Source organism: Cytobacillus sp. OWB-43 (genome assembly GCF_034651445.1).
GTDB lineage: Bacteria > Bacillota > Bacilli > Bacillales > Cytobacillaceae > Cytobacillus > Cytobacillus kochii.
Window position 1 is genome coordinate 166,249 of sequence record NZ_JAYEFF010000004.1, and the last position, 18,678, is coordinate 184,926.

General features: G+C 36.6%; 20 protein-coding genes. 6 read left to right on the forward strand and 14 right to left on the reverse strand.

Annotated elements, in window-relative coordinates; translation table 11 throughout:
* Window positions 1-4: 4 nt before the first annotated feature.
* From U9M49_RS16105 to U9M49_RS16120, 4 genes are read right to left on the reverse strand one after another with little or no spacing between them, the layout of a single operon-like run.
* A complete protein-coding gene (locus tag U9M49_RS16105) occupies window positions 5-1,198 on the reverse strand; it encodes an ABC transporter permease (RefSeq protein WP_095370625.1) in 1,194 nt (397 codons plus the stop codon).
* A gap of 2 nt (window positions 1,199-1,200) precedes the next feature.
* A complete protein-coding gene (locus U9M49_RS16110) occupies window positions 1,201-1,887 on the reverse strand; it encodes an ABC transporter ATP-binding protein (protein WP_095370626.1) in 687 nt (228 codons plus the stop codon).
* Window positions 1,884-3,005, reverse strand: a complete 1,122-nt coding sequence (locus U9M49_RS16115; protein WP_307315174.1) for an efflux RND transporter periplasmic adaptor subunit — start codon at window positions 3,003-3,005, stop codon at window positions 1,884-1,886. Before U9M49_RS16115 ends, U9M49_RS16110 begins: the two co-directional genes overlap by 4 nt.
* Before the next feature lie 7 nt (window positions 3,006-3,012).
* The gene (locus U9M49_RS16120; RefSeq protein ID WP_307315176.1) at window positions 3,013-3,672 is read right to left on the reverse strand and encodes a Yip1 family protein; all 660 of its coding nucleotides are present in this window, start codon (window positions 3,670-3,672) and stop codon (window positions 3,013-3,015) included.
* A gap of 165 nt (window positions 3,673-3,837) precedes the next feature.
* Between U9M49_RS16120 and U9M49_RS16125 the strand changes: the two genes are divergently transcribed.
* A complete protein-coding gene (locus U9M49_RS16125; RefSeq protein ID WP_307315178.1) occupies window positions 3,838-4,086 on the forward strand; it encodes a hypothetical protein in 249 nt (82 codons plus the stop codon).
* 280 nt (window positions 4,087-4,366) lie between these two features.
* On the opposite strand, the gene U9M49_RS16130 is transcribed toward U9M49_RS16125, so the two are convergent.
* Both U9M49_RS16130 and sipW read right to left on the reverse strand, forming a co-directional pair.
* Complete coding sequence (locus U9M49_RS16130) at window positions 4,367-4,969, reverse strand: TasA family protein (RefSeq protein ID WP_251163232.1); 603 nt, start codon at window positions 4,967-4,969, stop codon at window positions 4,367-4,369.
* A gap of 51 nt (window positions 4,970-5,020) precedes the next feature.
* Entirely contained in the window at window positions 5,021-5,560 is a 540-nt protein-coding gene (gene sipW / locus U9M49_RS16135) for a signal peptidase I SipW (RefSeq protein WP_233435312.1), read from the reverse strand.
* A 254-nt stretch (window positions 5,561-5,814) separates the two neighbouring features.
* On the opposite strand from sipW, the gene U9M49_RS16140 reads away from it, so the two are divergent.
* Entirely contained in the window at window positions 5,815-7,539 is a 1,725-nt protein-coding gene (locus tag U9M49_RS16140; RefSeq protein WP_322910173.1) for a M4 family metallopeptidase, read from the forward strand.
* A gap of 543 nt (window positions 7,540-8,082) precedes the next feature.
* Window positions 8,083-8,805, forward strand: coding sequence for a MerR family transcriptional regulator (locus U9M49_RS16145; protein WP_322910174.1), 723 nt, complete (start codon window positions 8,083-8,085; stop codon window positions 8,803-8,805).
* Here U9M49_RS16145 and U9M49_RS16150 read toward each other — a convergent pair.
* Window positions 8,797-10,815, reverse strand: coding sequence for a HelD family protein (locus U9M49_RS16150; protein ID WP_322910224.1), 2,019 nt, complete (start codon window positions 10,813-10,815; stop codon window positions 8,797-8,799). The two genes, U9M49_RS16145 and U9M49_RS16150, sit on opposite strands and share 9 nt — an antisense overlap.
* Window positions 10,816-11,024: 209 nt before the next feature.
* On the opposite strand from U9M49_RS16150, the gene U9M49_RS16155 reads away from it, so the two are divergent.
* The gene (locus U9M49_RS16155; RefSeq protein WP_322910175.1) at window positions 11,025-12,257 is read left to right on the forward strand and encodes a helix-turn-helix transcriptional regulator; all 1,233 of its coding nucleotides are present in this window, start codon (window positions 11,025-11,027) and stop codon (window positions 12,255-12,257) included.
* A 293-nt stretch (window positions 12,258-12,550) separates the two neighbouring features.
* On the forward strand, window positions 12,551-13,762 hold the full coding sequence (locus tag U9M49_RS16160; protein ID WP_322910176.1) for an MFS transporter: 1,212 nt from the start codon (window positions 12,551-12,553) through the stop codon (window positions 13,760-13,762).
* A gap of 33 nt (window positions 13,763-13,795) precedes the next feature.
* Here U9M49_RS16160 and U9M49_RS16165 read toward each other — a convergent pair whose 3' ends face one another.
* The 3 genes from U9M49_RS16165 to U9M49_RS16175 all read right to left on the reverse strand — a co-directional run bounded on the left by U9M49_RS16165 (window position 13,796) and on the right by U9M49_RS16175 (window position 16,078).
* Entirely contained in the window at window positions 13,796-15,136 is a 1,341-nt protein-coding gene (locus U9M49_RS16165) for a DUF4179 domain-containing protein (protein WP_322910177.1), read from the reverse strand.
* Window positions 15,102-15,650: a sigma-70 family RNA polymerase sigma factor gene (locus U9M49_RS16170; RefSeq protein WP_322910178.1), complete on the reverse strand. Its 549-nt coding sequence runs from the start codon at window positions 15,648-15,650 to the stop codon at window positions 15,102-15,104. The genes U9M49_RS16165 and U9M49_RS16170 overlap by 35 nt, the downstream gene beginning before the upstream one ends.
* Window positions 15,651-15,781: 131 nt before the next feature.
* Entirely contained in the window at window positions 15,782-16,078 is a 297-nt protein-coding gene (locus U9M49_RS16175) for a hypothetical protein (protein ID WP_322910179.1), read from the reverse strand.
* 119 nt (window positions 16,079-16,197) lie between these two features.
* Here U9M49_RS16175 and U9M49_RS16180 point away from each other — a divergent pair, with 119 nt between their 5' ends.
* Window positions 16,198-16,791: a hypothetical protein gene (locus U9M49_RS16180; protein ID WP_180317013.1), complete on the forward strand. Its 594-nt coding sequence runs from the start codon at window positions 16,198-16,200 to the stop codon at window positions 16,789-16,791.
* Window positions 16,792-16,796: 5 nt separating this feature from the next.
* Here U9M49_RS16180 and U9M49_RS16185 read toward each other — a convergent pair whose 3' ends face one another.
* The 4 genes from U9M49_RS16185 to U9M49_RS16200 all read right to left on the reverse strand — a co-directional run bounded on the left by U9M49_RS16185 (window position 16,797) and on the right by U9M49_RS16200 (window position 18,619).
* Window positions 16,797-17,111, reverse strand: a complete 315-nt coding sequence (locus U9M49_RS16185) for a hypothetical protein (protein ID WP_322910180.1) — start codon at window positions 17,109-17,111, stop codon at window positions 16,797-16,799.
* Window positions 17,112-17,127: 16 nt separating this feature from the next.
* The gene (locus U9M49_RS16190; RefSeq protein ID WP_322910181.1) at window positions 17,128-17,526 is read right to left on the reverse strand and encodes a hypothetical protein; all 399 of its coding nucleotides are present in this window, start codon (window positions 17,524-17,526) and stop codon (window positions 17,128-17,130) included.
* Between the two features lie 69 nt (window positions 17,527-17,595).
* Window positions 17,596-18,051 (reverse strand): hypothetical protein, encoded by a 456-nt coding sequence (locus tag U9M49_RS16195; RefSeq protein WP_095370640.1) that lies wholly within the window; start codon window positions 18,049-18,051, stop codon window positions 17,596-17,598.
* Complete coding sequence (locus U9M49_RS16200; protein WP_322910182.1) at window positions 18,041-18,619, reverse strand: histidine phosphatase family protein; 579 nt, start codon at window positions 18,617-18,619, stop codon at window positions 18,041-18,043. Before U9M49_RS16200 ends, U9M49_RS16195 begins: the two co-directional genes overlap by 11 nt.
* Between the last annotated feature and the right edge of the window lie 59 nt (window positions 18,620-18,678).

Below are 18,678 nucleotides of genomic sequence, written 5' to 3' on the forward strand. Positions count from 1 at the left end.
CTAATTATTCATAACGCAATGATTCAATAGGGTCGAGCTTTGATGCTTTACTTGCAGGTAATATCCCAAAGATGACACCGATTAGCATAGAGAATAGCATGCCTCCAGCAATGACTTGCCAACTCATGAGAGACGGCCAACCCGCAAATAGACTAATTAATGTTGTCACACCCCAACCAAGCAGAATACCGACTACACCACCAATGAAAGTAAGTGTAATTGACTCTATGAGGAATTGAGTTAATACTTGCTGTCTCGTTGCGCCTAACGCTTTTCTTATGCCAATTTCACGCGTACGCTCTGTGACAGAGACAAGCATGATATTCATGACGCCAATTCCACCGACAAATAATGAGATCCCGGCAATACTACCAATAATCATCGTCATAATTGTTGTGACCTGACCGAGTCCTTCAGCGATTTCTTCCATATTTAACACTTGGTATGCTTCTTCCGTGTTATAGCGACTGTTCATTAGAGAGACTGCTTTCTCTCCTGCCTGCTGTAGATCATCTGCCGAATCAGTCTGTAATGTCACTTGCGATATATCACTACTGCCATAAATCGTTAACCAAGTCGAACTAGGCAAGTATACTTCCATACTACCGAAGGAGAAAATCCCTGTTGGTTTTTCTAGCACACCAATAATTTCAACCGGTTGAGCACCAAGGCGAATCACCTCACCCACTGCTGCTTCTCCTTCAAATAGCTCTTCCTGAAGTGATTGACTAACAATAACAGCCCGTTTTCCACTTAAGAAATCTGCTGTTGTAAAACCTCTTCCATCTGATAGATTTAACGGGTTCAATTGAAAATAAGATTCGTTAATCCCCATTAAAGTTGCTTCTATCTGCTGATCTCGAAACTGGACAGGGCCGAATTCTAAGCTTGACGCAACGACCCTTTTCACTTCATCAATTTCCTCTAAAGCGCGAATATCCTCTTGTGAAAAAGCCGAGGCATACAATGCATTAGGATTGGCCATTATCTCTTCATCTGACGGTTGATAAAATAAATCAACCGTATTTCCCGGGCCTGTGAGTTGCGATTTCAACATGGCTTCCCCGCCCTGGCCAATAGCAACAACAATAATAACAGAGCCAACACCGATAATGATCCCTATCATTGTAAGAATGGAACGCAGCTTATGTGCCATTAACGAACTAAGTGCCATTTTTATACTTTCAAGAAGGCTCAAAGTCATCGCCTCCCTACTTGGCGCTCATTTTCGACAATGATACCATCGCGGACGAGAATTCTACGACTCGCATAAGCGGCGATTTCCGGTTCATGTGTTACCGTTACAATCGTAGTACCTTCTTTATTTAGTTGGGTAAAAAGCTCCATAATATTTTCACTCGTTTTTGTATCGAGCGCGCCAGTCGGTTCATCAGCCAAGATTAACTTCGGTTCGTTCACAAGTGCACGGGCGATGGCTACCCGTTGCTTCTGTCCGCCTGATAACAAACTCGGAAGCTGTTCCATCCGGTCTTCTAAACCCACCTTAATGAGCGCCCGCTCAGCTTTAGCCATTCTTTCCTTCTTATTCAGACCACTATAGATCATCGGAAGTTCAACATTTTTTAAAGCCGTCAGCCTTGGTAGTAAGTGAAATTGTTGAAAGACAAAACCAATGGACCGATTTCTAATTTTCGCTAGTTCCACTTCAGAATATTGCGATATATCTTCACCGTCTAGTTGATAGGTTCCATTCGTCGGTCGGTCTAGACAACCAATAATATTCATTAATGTCGATTTTCCAGAACCAGACGGTCCCATAATTGCGAGTGACTCTCCATTTTCAATCGTTAAGTCAATGCTTTGTAAAATATCGACCATTTCATCGCCTATCTGATAAGATTTTGTGATTTCTCGTAAATGAATCATTCGACTTCCACTTCCAAGCCATCACTCAATTCATCAGAAGGATTAGTAATCACATCATCTTCAGCTGTTAAACCATCTAATATCTCTATCTTTTCACCAGTGGCAACGCCTACACTCACGTCTTGACGATGAGCTTTTCCATCTCTTAAAAGATATACATAAGATTCACCATCCGCAGATAACACAGACTCAGATGGGACAGTAAGTGCCTTCTTACTACTTGTCTCCACTTCAATAATTAATTGGAATCCTGTGCGCAATTCAGTTATATCATCTTCAATTTCAACTGTCATTCCATATTGCGCTGGGGTCGCTTCACCAGCGACAGACTGGCTGTTTTCATCTGGCATTAAACCGATGAAATTAACCTTCCCCTTCCATTCTTTATCAGGTAATACATCTGTGCGAATTGTCGCTTTCATCTCTTTCTCGACCTTTAAAGACTCAAATTCTGATAAAACACCTCGGGCTACCATTTCATCCGTATTACCAATATGGATGACTGGCTGCTGAGCCATTGGATCCGTTGGTTGGTCTTCATTCACTTGTAAAATTGTTCCGTCTAATTTACTTTTTATCTCTAAATCTTTTTGTTGTGCTTCAATTTCTTTCTTTTCTAGAAGTAACTGACGAACATCTAAATTTGCCATTCTTAAATCTAATTGCAGCTGATCTCTTTCCGGTGCTATTTGCTTAGCGGCTTCTTTTTTGCCGACTTGATCACGCAATTCATTTTCTTGGTCTGAGAGTCGATCTAATTGTTTGTCCACTTGATTGATTCGTAAATAACCAGATTCAATCTGTAAACTCAACCTTTCAAGCTCCATCGCCACTCGTGTATCATCATACTTGGCGACAGCTGTACCTTTTTCAACAGCATCGCCTTCCTTTACAAGGATTTCAGCAATTTCTTCGCCATCTATACCAGGATACACTTTCTGTTCATTTTTCAAAGATAATGTACCTGGCACAATTAACGTATCTGTAATTACTTCATTCTCAGCATTTGCAGTCGTTACAGAAGGTCCTTTCGCAAAAGCTTGATGATAGACGCTAGCGCCTATCATCACCAAAACTACACTTACCACTCCAACAATGATCCAAGTTTTTTTCTTCATATTTATCTTAGACCGCCGTAGAAGTAACTAATGCGAAAATCATACTAATAATAAAGAAGGCAATGGCCACACCGTATGCAACACCTTTACTTAATCCCGCCACTTTATGCAAACCTAAACCGACAAGGATTGTTTGCCAGATGGAGAAAACTTCAATACTCGCCCAAACACTCGTAGCTTCTGCATTTAATACAGATGCTAAACTCGTCACATTTAACTCTGGGTTGCCACCAATTATCATACGAATGACACCATTCAAGATTAGTCCAATGACACTGATAACCAGAATGTATGTATTCATTGAGAAAAGCTGCTTAAATGACACATCAGAACTGGCAATTTTACAAATTAATAGATAAATAGCTGAAGAAATTAATACCGTAAAAATGGGTGAAATGATACCAATAATCACAAACATAATCAGTGAAATCATGTATACCATATCTTGTTCAGCTTGAGATAACTCATCAATTCCAAGATAAGCTGGGTCCATCGATGAAGCGGTAATAATCATACCCACTGTGAATAATAATGTCACTAATAATAGTGGTACCCAGATCTTCGGTTGTTGCTTAATCCGCTCAAATTGCTCTGATGGATTGGCAATCATCCCAAACAAACGTGGTTTCTTTGGCTCCTCCACCTCATGCTTTAATTCAGCTTCCATAAAAAAATCTCCCCTTTTTATAAACTTGCTACAATAATGTATACGTGGTGGTAATTGTAAAGTTTCATTTTTTTGGTAAATAATTTTATTAAAGACGCTGAATACTATCCGATGTTTCGCTCATATCATTAGCAAAGAAATAAAATTTAATAGAAGGAGATTGAAATGGGAGTGGAAGATAAAAGAGAACACTTAAAAGAAGAGCCATTTAGTTTTCAAATAATGAAAAATCAATCAGTTGTAATTTCCTACAACCATAAAGTCATAAAAACAATCAATGGAAAAGAAGCGGCGAAATTCATAAATAAGATGGAGAACGAAGAGGGCAACATTCAATTATTGTTGGCAAAACTCACTGGTAACTTTAAGCGAGGAAATGAAAGGTTGAGTAAGGAACATCCAAAACAGCAGTAGGGAAATGCCCTTTTTAGGGTGCCTGATGACATGTTTCATCAGGCACTCTATTTGAAGGTGAAGCTTACTAATATAGAAAAGCTTGATTCGAGTACATGAGTTTTTTGTGGCGCTCTTATTTTTCATGCCTAATTTGAGACCGCCGTATCTAGTTTTACAATGGCCTCAATGTGCCATTCTGATTTGAGAGACCGCAATTCACTTCCATGCGACACTCTTAAAGCGGATCCCTCGTTCAAGAGCAATGTTTCACATTTTTATATAAAGACATTTAACCTCATTATTGCTCATCATAGTATTCCCCGGCAGTTTGCTCAGCATTAAATGTCCAATTTACACGAAGTTGATCACCTTGAAATTGATTTTGATCTTGTCCATTATCAACAAATTCGAATAACACAAACATTTTTTCTTTCTCCCCTGCTAGGATACCATCGGGTATTTGTCCACCGCCAACGAATGTATCGATAGCCGTTAAGTCTGGCTCTGTATTCGATAATTCTGCCAATGTAGTTTCGACAACAGGGACTGTTGCGCTGCTTGTATTATACATAATCGTTACTTTGATATGGTCAGCGAAATCTTCTACATTATCCCCATTTGCATCCACTACAGAGTAATCTGTTTGTAGCAGAACTTTATGAATATCTAATGTACCATTATTCTCTAAAGTGAATTCTCGATAGATTTCATCACCTGGCTTGATATTATCAATATTCACAACAAAATCCGGATTTACAGCTAAATCTAATGTTCCTGCTGCAAAAGTATTTTCAGTGGCAAAACTATCACTAAAATAAGCATAAGTGCCTCCGGTAATTAATGATAATCCAAGTGCAGCTGTCATCAGATTCTTTTTTGTTAACTTAAAATTTAATCCCATGTAAACATTCCTCCTAATATATGTTTCACTTCCCCTTGGTAGAGAAGAGAATTACTGCGTATATACCTCTTTTGGTTTTCTCTCCCCTGGTTGCACAAAGGCAGAGAAGAGTAAAATGATGCCTGGAATAATCATTAATAATGCGGCTCCTGCTTTTGTTTGTGCGGTATGCAGAACATAGCCCAGATAGGGGATAGTCACACCTGCATATTCCCCAACCACATGATGTGCTGGGACTTCCCATCTATCAACAGCGTCATTATTATCACCTTTAGTCTTATACGTAATTGCCCCATCTTTTAAAGATGTTTCTACTATTCTATGTGTGATAAGGATCTCATCAAGTTTGTAAGTAATAATATCTCCTTTTTGATAGGTTTGATTTTCTTCTGTTCTGTTAATCGCTATCACTGAACCTGTTTTAAATAATGGCTCCATTGATCCAGAAAGCACTGTTTTAACCTGGTATCCAAAGAGATTGGGTTCATTACCAGTGAATCGAGCAAAAAGCATGATAAATAATAAAACACAGATAAGCAGAAATAGTAGATTACCAATTAAGCGCAGTGTCCATTTTGCTAGACTTAACAATATGAATGACTCTCCTTTCATAAAACTTCATCGTTTTTCTCTGCTACCAATAATATAACTGAAATATCTGATAAATAAATTGGGTTATTTTTATCTGTAATTAGACCTAACAAAGCGTGCGATTCCTATTGAAAATGATAGAGTTGAGAGTCCAAAGTCGCGTTTTATTAACCCAATCGCTAACATATTGACGTAGTATTAAATTTTCAGAATAATTGTAATTGTTTACAGAAAATGAATATGAGGTGATTGTTTTGAAGAAGAAAAATTTTACTAAGAAAGTGCTTTTACCCACTGCATTAGCCTTGTCCGTCACATTCACGGGGTTTTCTCCATTGTCCACATATGCAGCGATTCAAACAGAGACCAATGAAGTCATCTGGCAAGCACCGAAAGGATTAAATAAAGAGGAGGTTGTACAAGCTTATTTACAGGACCAATTAAAAGATCAGCCCCAACCTAAAGCACGTTCAAGTAAAAAGAATGTGAATCAATTTAAAATCATTGATGAACAGGTTGATATACAAATAGGAACAACTCATATGAAAACCGTTGAACAAATTAACGGGGTCCCAGTTTACGGCTCAGGCCAAACAATTTCACTAGATGAGAACTTAAATGTTTATGCTTCTATCGGAGAAGTAAATAATGAGTTAGTAAAAGTAAATATCAATACAACACCTACTATTACTAAGGAAGAGGCAGAGTCTCAGGCGAAAGATGCGATAGAAAATGAAATTGGTGCGATAAAAGATTATGATGGCATTGAAACAGATCTGATGGTATTTCCAAAGAATGATGAATACCATCTGACCTATTTAGTCAAAGCCTCTACATCTATTCCTGAGCCTGGTTACTTCCATTATTTTATTGATGCGCATACGGGTGAAGTACAACATCACTTTAATGCCCTTCATTCTGCGGAGCCGGAAACAGAAACTGTCAGTGCTCGTGGATTAGACTTATTAGGAAAAATGCAAAATTTCAATGCGACAAAGAATATGGAAACGGGTAAAACCCATTTATATTCATTAGAAACTGTCAAAAATCGTTCAGTACCTATTCATACGTATGATGCACAAAGAATGGGTGAAACCCCTTTTATCCTTTTATCTGCCTTACTAGGATTTACAGGATTTGAAGTAGAGACAGCGTCTAACTTCTTCTACGATCCAGCAGCTATTTCTGCCCAACAAAACTCGATAAAGGTAAACAAATACTATCAAAACGTACATGATCGTAATAGCTTAGATAACGATGGTATGAAGATTATTAGCACCGTGCACATTGGTGAAAAGTGGAATAACGCAGCGTGGAACGGGAAACAAATGCTTTATGGAGACGGTGATGGTTCATACTTCAGTTCACTAGCAGGGGCACTTGATGTTGCAGGACATGAAATGACACATGGCGTGATAACAAATACAGCTAATTTAACGTATGAAGGTGAATCAGGCGCACTAAATGAATCCATTGCTGATATTTTCGGTGTGTTAGCAGAGAATCATTCCAAAGCTGAAGAAGATAGAAATTGGGTAATAGGGGAAGACGTATACACTCCTAATATCCCAGGTGATGGAGGGCTTCGCTCCCTAGAGAACCCGAAAGACAACTCACTTCACCCGAACTATGGGATGAAAGATGATGCTTATCCTGACCATTATGATGATCGCTATTTAGGAGAGTTAGATAAAGGTGGCGTCCATATTAATAGTAGCATTAACAATAAAGCAGCCTACCTTATTGCAGAGGGTGGAGAACATTACGGTACTACTGTTAATGGAATAGGATCAGATAAATTAGGCAAAATTCTTTATAAAGCATTAACAGTCTATTTAGTGCCATCATCTAATTTTTCCGAGATGAGAGAAGCTATGGTGCAATCTGCACGTGATTTATATCCTGATAGAAATGGAGAACCTTCCGCTGAAACAGCTGCTGTAATGGCTGCTTACGATTCAATTGGAGTACTAGAATAATTATTGAATCTTGTAAGCTGAGTGGTAATCATAACGAACAAACACTATGAATAATAGTCTTTGTTCGTTTTTTTATGAAAATAGCTAGCGTTTAAAATCCTATGCCTTAGGGCCTTTTTAGGTTCCCACTCATATTTTTGGGTTTTTCTGATTTATGGACTAAACCTACGAATAGCTCACACAACCTCTTTGTCTGGATTTTATTTCCATATCAAGAAATTCAAATGACGTGCAAAATGCTTTTGCTCGGCTTTCATTTCGGTTTTTTCCTCTGAGTGACCAGTCTTTTTTCTGTCTTTTCTACGTATACGTCTCTTGCAAACAGTTCGCTACAAGAATCCTCATCATTTATTATAGAATAATTAGAAGAAAATCAAGTTGTACCAATTAGAGTATGACATTGAAAGGCTAGAGATAGAAACCTTTTTCGGATATCTAGCTATTTTTATCATTTGCTTTAACCATGTTGATATGATAAACCTTAATTATTCGTAGGATTTTTTTCATTACATTCTATCTTCAATTAGTAAGGTGGCTTTTTTTATGAACACTAGTGAAATTGCTAAATTATCTAAGGTCCATCCAAATACAGTACGACTTTATGAAGAATGGCAGTTTATTTCGCCTGTACCAAGAAAACCAAATGGTTACAGAGTTTATTCTGAACTTCATCTTAAGCAAATGGAAATCTCTAGACTTGCTTTTAGACAAGAATTTATACAGAATAACCTTCGCAAAAAGGCAACAGAAATTGTTAGACTTAGTGGCCGCGAACAGTTCAAGGATAGCTTACGAGCAGCAGAATCCTATTTAACCTATTTGCAAACAGAATATGAGTTTGCTTTAAAAGCAATTGAGACGGTGAAAAATTTATTACAAAACAAATCGATTACAGGTGAAACTTACTCCCACAAGTCCGTTGCTTCTATGCTTCAGTTAACGGAAGAAACATTACGGAATTGGGAACGGAATCATTTGTATACTATTAAAAGAAACACGCAAAATCGAAGAATTTATACAGATCGTGATATTCAAAAATTACTCGTAATACGCGTGTTACGCAGCGCACATTTCTCGATTACTAGCATTGCACATTTATTTCAAGAAATGGAACAATTGAAAAAAAACACAGATATCCTGCAAATTTTACAAACGCCCACCTTTTCTTCGGATTTTTTTCATGTAACAGACGATTTAATGAATCAATTAAAGATAGCGATGGATGATCTGAAAACAATCATCGCTATCTTAACAGAACTACAATAATGGTGATGGTGCTTCTTTATCTACCAATACGGTTAATTCATGCATTGCTCTTGTTGAGGCTATATACATTAGCCCACGATCAAATTCGGTTCTATAATTGGTTTCATTCACAAAAGGTACGATAACAACATCAAATTCAAGACCTTTCGCATACTGAATCGTCGTTAAAACTAAACCTGTTTCAAACTTTCCCGTTTGGCCATCCAGTACTGTAAATGGTATGTTTAAACGTTCCTGCAAGATCTGTAAGTCTTTCTCCCCCTTACAGATAATGGCCGTAGTTCGATAATCATTCATCGCAATTTCATGAATCTGTTTCAGCATCTGTTCAAATGTTAAATACATACATTCTTTTGGTTCTTCCCCGTGTCTTGCAATTGGATGAATTTCCCCATTATGCATGAATTTTTTTGCATACAATGCAATTTCATATGATGACCGATAGCTGGTTGTTAATTCTACATATTCTAGATTATTAAACATGGCTTCAAATGCCTCTTTTGATATCGTTTCATATGGTAAGATAGCCTGACTAAAATCACCAATGATTGTTCGCTTACACGTAAACACTTTAGAAAGTACAGCATATTGGATTGGTGTATAATCTTGCATTTCATCTAGTACAAAATGCTGTACGAGCTCATACTGCTTGATACCTTTAAAATAAAACTGTACAAATAGATAAGGGTATACATCATTAAATTCAAAATGTTTTTTCGAAAACTTAAAAGAGTTTTGCCCCTGTGTTTCGATAAAAGATCGATAAATCTCTAACGGTGAAGAAAACAAGAGTCGTTTTTTCAGACGCTTTATGATTTCACTTTTATTCGGTATTTTCCCTTCTCTATCCCACTTAGATTTAAGCGCTTGAATGATATCATCTGCCATAAGTTCTAAACGTGTAACAATCGGCTCACTTCGATATTGAAGGAAGCGCCCTTGTAAATAATCAGCTTGTAGCACTACACCAGCAATGGAGATATTTTCGTTTTTAAGAAGCCTTGAATCTAAGTTAGATAAAAAGGATTGAAGCTTTTGAACAAATGAATAATTCCCTTTCATTTTTGCACGTAAAGCCAGCTCCCCATTTGGATTCGATAGAATCTCTTTTGTTTCTCCCTCAAATGATCTAAAAGTTACACCAGCTGGTAATAAGTTTTCCGTAAGCTCGTCCAATGTAAAGGAGCGAATTGGCTCTTCACCTAGCTCGGGTAAGACGGTAGAAATATAATCACCGAATACCTTGTTTGGCGACAAAATAAAAATACGTTCTGCTCGTAACGTATCACGGAATTTATATAAATAATAAGCTATGCGGTGCAAAGCAACAGCTGTTTTTCCAGAACCAGCAACTCCTTGAATGATGACATTATACGCTGATTCATTCCTTACTATTTTATTTTGTTCTCGTTGAATCGAAGTGACGATTGTTTTCATCTTATCATTTGTATGCTGATTTAATGTTTGCTGTAGAACTTGATCTTGTATTGTTAATGAGCTATCAAGCACATATTGGAGTTTAGAATTTTCTATTTTAATCTGACGTTTCTTAATAAGTTCTCCGTCAAACTGCTGATCCATCGCAATATAATAGGCCTCACCGATTTCAAATTCATAGTACATATTACAAATAGGGGCGCGCCAATCATAGATAATTTGTGTGCCTTCTTCATCGGCAAAACCGAAGCGCCCAATATAAAACGTCTCTGCCTCACTAGGATGGTCACCATGATATAAAAAATCAAATCGTCCGAAGTATGGGGATTCTATAAGCTTTCTTACCTGCTCACGTTCCACCACTCGTGCGAAACCATGTTTGTCTATCATACTTAAAGTTTGCTGGTAGTCATACACCTGGAATTTATCGAGTTCATTTTTATATTCAACCATATATTTTTGTAATTCCTTAAAATTGTGGTCTTGATCAATAATGTTTGATGAAAGCTTTTTATAGGCCTTTGTTAATTCATTTATAGTTTTTTCAAGATAAATAAATTCGCTTGTCTCCATCACAAAATTCCCTCCTTTTCAAGTGTATCACCAACTATAACAAATAGATTCTCGCTGGTGTTTAAGTGGAGGGTTGTATTTTTATTTCGGTCTTAAGAAGAATAGCGAGAGAAATAATTACAGAATATTAAAAATAATATACCAATTCAATAAATCTATATTACAATTGTATACATTAATAATTAAATAGATCTAGGGGGTAAGTACCATTGTCAGTAGGCCATATTATTAAATTTTATAGAGAAAAAGAAGGTATGACTCAATCACAATTAGGTGACGGTATTTGTACCGCAACACATGTGAGTAAAATTGAGAATGGTAAAACAGATTATTCATTAGAAATTATTCAATTGTTTTCGCAAAAGTTACAAATTGATTTACAAAAAGAAAGTGAAAAGTTCGAGGAAATCGAAAAAACATTGCATTCTTTCAATGAAGCTTTGATTTTGAATAAGATTAAACAGGTAGAGTCTTACCGAAGAATTTTAAATAATATACCGTACTTACTATCTACAAAGTATGCCTATTTTTATCAACTGGTAATGTTACGATATTGGTTCGTAAAGGAGGAGAAGAAGGAGATCGATGCCCTCTTAGGTTCTTTAGACAATGTAGAAGCATGGATGAATCCTTATGAAAAAAACTTTTTACTTCATATGAAAGGATGGCATCTCATCCGCTATTCTTCTAAAAAAGATGATCATTATGAAGCCATCGCTATTTTCAATAAAATCCAGATTGCCTATTACCCAAATGAGGAATTCTATTATCATTTAGCACTTGGTTATCAATATGTAGGCAGACAAGTAATGGCATACATGTATGCAGAAAAGGCATTAAAATACTTTAAAGAAATCAATAATTACGCTGATGCAATTAAGGCGGAGTCCTTGTTGTTATTACACATATCTGAAGATCCTTATGTCGATGTGAAACCTATGTATAACCGATTAATTTATGCGTGTGAATTAATTAATGATAATGACAAAAAAGGGATGTTACTGAACAATCTTGGAAACACGCTTCTCAAAAGAAAAGAATATAATGAAGCTTATCAATACCTGAAGGAGTCTATACGCCTATGTAATAAAAAAGGTAAAGTCTACATTCATCGCCTTTTCAATTATATTCTCGTTGCAGTTGAAGGCCATTTAAGTAGTAAAAAAACCTTAAGAAAAAATATTACCGAAGGACAAAGAATAGCACTAGAACTAGAAGAAGAAGTCTTTATACACCTTTTTAAATTATTGGAGTATAAATTAGAAGATGAACAAGACAAATACCAACTATACTTAGCAGAAAAGGCATTCCCATATTTCAAAGAACATCAACACTTTGCCTTAATGAAATCATCTTTGAAGGAACTAGTCGAGATGAATCAAATGAATTCTTCCCCTCAGTTAACAAGTGAATTATTAGAAGAAGCTGTTCAGCTTATATAATTTTCAAGTGGCACTATAACTGTTAAAAGTTCCATCCCCTGGTATTCTTATCAAGCTGTACGACAAGCAAGAGATTGAAAGTTTTAATAAACAAAGATAAATGAAGTATTTTAAACGAATACCTAAAGATAAAAATATACAACACTTCTATTCCATATAGATAAATTTGTAGAAAGTGAGACCCCCATTATCTTTCTATTGTTCGAAAGGAGTTTGAAGCATTCTTGAATAATCCAATTTGATTTACCCCTAAAAATCCAACTATAGACGAACAAAACTTGGGGGAAATAATCATGTTTCGAAACAAAAATTTTGCTTTATTAGTATCCGGGCAGTCTCTTGCGAATATGGGGGATATTCTTTATATTACATCAATCATTAGTATGATATATCAATGGACAGGGTCAAGCTTTTATACAGCATTTGTCCCTTTTACGATAACATCAGCTATGTTTCTATCAAGTTTACTTTCACCGCTTGCGATGAATCGTTGGAACTTAAAATGGCTACTCACCTTTTCACAAGTTGGGAAAACGATCATTATTATCCTACTCACCCTTCTTGTAACTGAAATGGTTGCTGTACCGTTTATCATTGTCTTTTTACTCATTGCTGGCATCGGGTTGCTCGATGGCTGTGCGAATCCGATCAGCCAAACATTGATTCCTTATTATGTTAATAGTGAACAATTAGTGAAAGCAAATGGGTTTTTCGATACGATTACACAAATCATTCAAGCTGGCATGTGGTTCATCAGTAGTTTGTTGCTCATTCGTATTGGTAGCAACAACTTATTGTGGGTAGTGATTGGTTTATTCTTCTTATCTAGTTGTTTCCTTTCTTTTTTAAACAGCGTACAAAGCTCAAACACAAAACAACCGTCTCCGTTTGCCGAAATGAAAGAAGGTTGGCACATCCTGTATCGAACACCGATATTGCGAAAAATGGCCTATATTGAAGGGCTTGATTCCATCGCTACTACAGTATGGATCGCTGCTATTCTCTATGTATTTGTGAGTGAAAGGCTACAAGCCGACCATCAATGGTGGGGCTGGATAAATGGCGCTTTTTTCCTTGGGCTCATTCTCGGCAGTCTGTATTGTATGAAGTATGCAAATGTAGTAGAAAACAAAATACGAAAGGTGTTTCTGTTAGGGGCCATCACAGCGTTTTTTAGTACTTTCTTATTCGCTTTGAATACGATACCTGTGATTGCACTTATCCTTGCCTTCTCATTTGGTGCTTCTATGCAAATAAAAGGCATACCGCAACATACAATGATTCAAACGAGTGTGTCACTTACACAGTTATCAAAGGTGTACGCCGCACTAGGCGCTTTGGGTACAGGTATTTTCGCCCTTTCCTCTTTATTGATGGGATGGCTCGCTGAAACGTTTAATGCGCAGCTTGTTTTTCTCATCTCTGCCGCTTTAATGGCCGTGATAAGTATTTTAATAAAAGTTAATCAACAGGTTTTTGTTAAAGGAAATGTGAAGCAAACGTAAAAAAGAGGGGGCGGACATCCGCTCCCTTTTTCACTATCTTAGGGGTATCTTCATCTCATCAAGCTGTAGTGGGATATTCGCACTCAAGGAGCCTAAATTTACACGAATGATATAATCGTCTTCATCACCTTTTATTTCATAAGTGCTACGGAAATGAAGGGCTTCTTGATCGATTACTTCTGTTTTGTGCTTCATTGGCGCCTCATAAATATCCTTTCTCTCCTTCTCTACTAAAGTAATATCGTTTTTAGCAAAATCTTTATAGAAGGTAAAATCACGACCGAATGTCTCTCCTTGATTTATTTGATAATCGAAAGTGACTTTCCCTTTAAGAACTTCCAACTTATCAATTTCGACTGAAAAAGCCTGACGCTTTGATGCTATTTTAAATGGTAATTTGTGTTTTAATGATATAAATTGATCAGGTGTTGATAATCGGACAAAGGGTTGTAGAATTAAATCGTCTTCATTAAGCCGTTCTAGAATTATACTTCTCCCCTTCACTATAAAACGGCCATCAGCCACTCCCCTTTGTATACTATAATCAATAGATATTTCAATAGGTTTCCCACTATAATCGGATGCATTTAATTCTACAAAATCATGTTGCTCATCTTTTGGAAAAGTAGCTGTGTAATCAATAGTAGTAGAGGCCTTTCCCTTTATGACAGAGTCAATATGTAATTTCATATCCAATTTCTCATCTGTGACACTTTTGTTCACTTTCACTGTTTCATAAGGTAATTGTTTGATCGGCACATCAAATTTCCAGTTACCTTCTTGTTCACCAACGCTAAGAAAGGCCAAAGGAAAAGTAGTTTCTTTTGGAAGCTCTTTTTTGGGGTAGGGAAATTGAATATGACCAATATACCGTTCACCATCTTTCTTCATATGAACGAGTTCTTGACTTTCTGATATGTTCTCATCTCCGTCAAAAATTTCATATAATGCTTGAATCTGTTCCTCCTTGCTATCTATACCTGTGACCGAAAATACCGCTCCAACAATGGTTCCGTCATAATAAACTTCATTCATCTCGATACCAATACCGTGTTGTGTAGACGTTTCGTGTAATTCAGTTACCAACCCTTGAGATTGTAAGCTCCTACCAACCGAATCATTAAATGCGGCATAGACATTACCAATTAAGGGAATTTGGGCCATAGCCTGTGAAAAAGTAGGAGAAAGAAAACTAGTAAACAATAAAATAATTGCTGCGACTGATGATAATATAACGACACTTTTTATTCGGGGTTGAGATTTACGCTTTTTTTGTTGAGCTCGATATTTACCTACTTTTATCGCCTGCTTGAGAGAATCCTGCGGTACTTCTATATCCTTATAAGCTTCTAGGTATTCTTTTTCCTTCATCATAATAATCCCCTCCTAACTTTTCCTTTAACTGTTCTTTCCCTCTACGTAAATACGTTTTAACTGTTCCCTCGGGTATTTTCATTATTTTTGAAATTTCATTTATTGTTAGGTCATGAAAATAAAAGAGAATAATAGCATGTTTTTGCTTTTCTTTTAACGTTCGAATAACATCTAGTAAATCTAGTAATGCCTCTGATGTTGGTTCGTGCTGCTGCATAAAAATCTCATCAGTCGCTTGAATCCTCACTTCCTTGTTCCGCTTCTTTAATACACTGTAAGCACAATGGATCAAGATTCTCGTTAACCATGTGAGGAAATACTTCTCCTGTTTTAATTGTTCAATAGCAATGAAGGCCTTATAGGAAGCTTCTTGCACGACATCAAGGGCATCCTCTCTATTTTGCACATATAAGTAAGCAGTCCGGTACAGTTGGTCACTATGTATAAGCAACAACTCTTCTAAAGATTCCATATCTCCTTTTATTGCTCTTTTAATTAAGCTACGTTCATTCAACCTTTTTCCTCCTCTCTTTGCCTATTAGAGGAATACCTAGGTCAAAAAGTTTCAATAAAATGAGTACTTTTATAAAAAACAGGAAATAAAAACGGACAAAGCAAAAACATTGTCCGCATATCTCTATCAATTTAAACCATAACCGCATGAATAAACAAAGCAAAGACAACAAATAAATGAACAACCGCCAATATCCCAATGTATAAACCATTTACCGGAAAGAGTAATAAGTGAATCAAAATAAGTAAAAAACACTCCACTGCAAACAAGATAATAGTCAGACCGACTCGATTGGCTAGCTTCTTTTCATTCCTTACTCTTCCCTCTTTATAACCAGCGATAAAACTGACACTACCCTTACGTTGAATTAATACACCAATGACCACTAAAATACTACAAAGGAATACAGCAAGAATGATCTCCACCAACCTATGTGACCTCCTACCTTCTATCTATTTTTTTAAAAAATGTATAGGAAAAAGTTTAATTCATGATAAATGAGCCTAAATAGAAACTATATATTTTTGCTAGGGAGTGTGCATATATCGTGTTTGACCTTTTTGATTGGCTTAGACTTTTATTATCTGCCATTATCATTTTGCCATTAACAACAATCGTTCGAGAGTTTGGGTATTACCTAGCAGCGACCATTTTAGGGAGTAAAGAAAAGAAACTAGTGATTGGAAGTGGGCCGGTATTATTTAAAATACCTACTATCGAAGTGAGAAGATACTTCTTTATGAATAGCTGGATGGAGTATGAAGAATTAAATCCGAGCGGGCGCTTTTGGCACGGGTTCATATATGCTTCTCCTATTTTAACGACAGGTGGTTGCGCGATTATTGCTAATTCGCTTGTATTAGAAGGGATCTTACCAAATAATATTTTCTGGCAAACATTTATCTTTTATTGCTTTTATTATGTATTTTTTGATATTGTCCCTGTTTATTTGCCAGATGGGCAACCTACTAACGGTCGGGCAATTTTTGACCTCATTTATTACGGTGAGCGCTCCGATTATTTAAGACAGAAAAATAGCCAAAGTAATGAGCAACGAGCTTACACCGATGAACAAGAAGAAACAATGGAGAATAGGGATCGAGATGAAAAAGAACATAGTGACCATACCCAGCCTAAATAATTTCTTTAAGCTGAGGCTGAATCTATCTCACTGTTTTCTTCACGTTTACTTAGTTGATGATAAAAAATATTAGTCGCCGGAAAATAAATCACAGCACCCATTACCAAAAATATAATGAGTTGGATAACCTTTTCTTCTTTCAATAAATGTTCTGTATGATAAACAAATTGTAATTGCTCGTTCAATGAAATGGGAGAGGTAAATATCGATAAAATAAAACCTAAAATAACGAAAATGCCATAAATATTTAAAACAAACCTTATTGTGATTTCTTTTTTACCATATACGATTACCTGCTGTTCCTGTGATCTTGCGCCCATTTAACCTCCCCTTTCATTAAATCCTGATCAACACTAGAAAGAATATAAAAAAGCATATCGGTAAAAGAAAACTTAAAAGCGCTGTCTTCGTTTGATAGTTTTCCTGCTTCCTTTTTAACAAACGATCGATAACAAAAAACAACCATGCGGCAATTAAACTAATATGTAGGAGAACGAGTCCAAATATAGTATGGAAGAGAAAGGTAAGGAAGATAACTATCTTATTTTTCTTTTTAGCAAGTAAACTGGCAAGCCAATCACTAACGAGGGAAGTCGCTATTCCATAGATATAAATGACTGGAAGACTATACATCATAACAAGTCCAAGGAATTCTAATTCTATGAAATGAGGATTTAAGGTCAGTGGATAAAGCACGCTTGTAATGGAAGCTGCAATCAATTTTCGTCGAAACATATTGCCACCTCTCATTCGATTGGTCCCATTAATTATAACATAATTTTGAAAACTATATGAATTTTACCATTATGAACTTGCGATTCGATCAAGCTTTTTCAATCCTGATTGTTCAAACTCATTGGCTTCCGTCTTTAATCGGTTGATGTCATCCTGTTGATCTAATCCCGTTTCTAAAACTTCTTTCTCTAATTGATGTACCTCCGCCTTTAATGAGAAAGCTGTAGAGAGGTCGGCACTCGCCCCTTCAAATACGGATAACATACTTTCAGTTAGATTTTCAGGTGGCGGATATTGGCTGTATAAACTTGATAGCTTCGTTGCCTCTGTATATAAAATTTCTAGTTCCTTTAACATCTCTTCTGCTTGATTATCTTCCTTTGCTTCTTCATATGCCACTACATGAGTTTGATAGGAAGATTGTTTAGCTAACATTTCTTCCTTAAATTCTTCAAAATCAGCTTCCTTTGTGCATCCGAAAAGTAAAACTATCATGAAAATGAACCGACTATATTTAAGCTTCAATTGTATCCCCCTTTGGCAAAATATAAGTACTACAGCTCCAATGCGTGTGATGAATCATTCCGTGCCACTGTCGTTTTTCTAACTCTTTAGCCATGAGGCGATTGAATATGCCATGTCCGACTAAACAAACCGATCCTTTTTCTCGCGCTTCATTAATGAGAAAATCAGCCGCGGCAATAGCTCTCTCTTTAGCTTCACAATAAGACTCGCACCTATGTTTGGCACCTAAAAACCATGCGATTCTTAAAAAGAGTGTCCAATGTTTTGGCTTTAACCTTATAAACTTACTTAAGTAAATATGAGGAAGCTCTGCCTCCCGAAAAAGAGCATGAGCTGCATAACTTTGATTAACAGCTAAATAATGAAGAGTCGCCGTCGCACGTAACAAATCACTCGTCAGCAATGTATGTGCTTTTTGAATCTTTTCGATTGTCAGTGCTGGATATTGTTCCATTGGTTCGACTCCGGATTCATCATAAGCTTCTACCCACGAACGATACTGCTGCCCATTTATTCGTTTATTCTCTTTATGAATGGAGGCGCCATGTCTGATTAAGTTAATTTCCATCCTTATCACTTCTCTTCCCTTGCCTAACTTTACCTATGTCCACCTTCTCATAGGGGTCA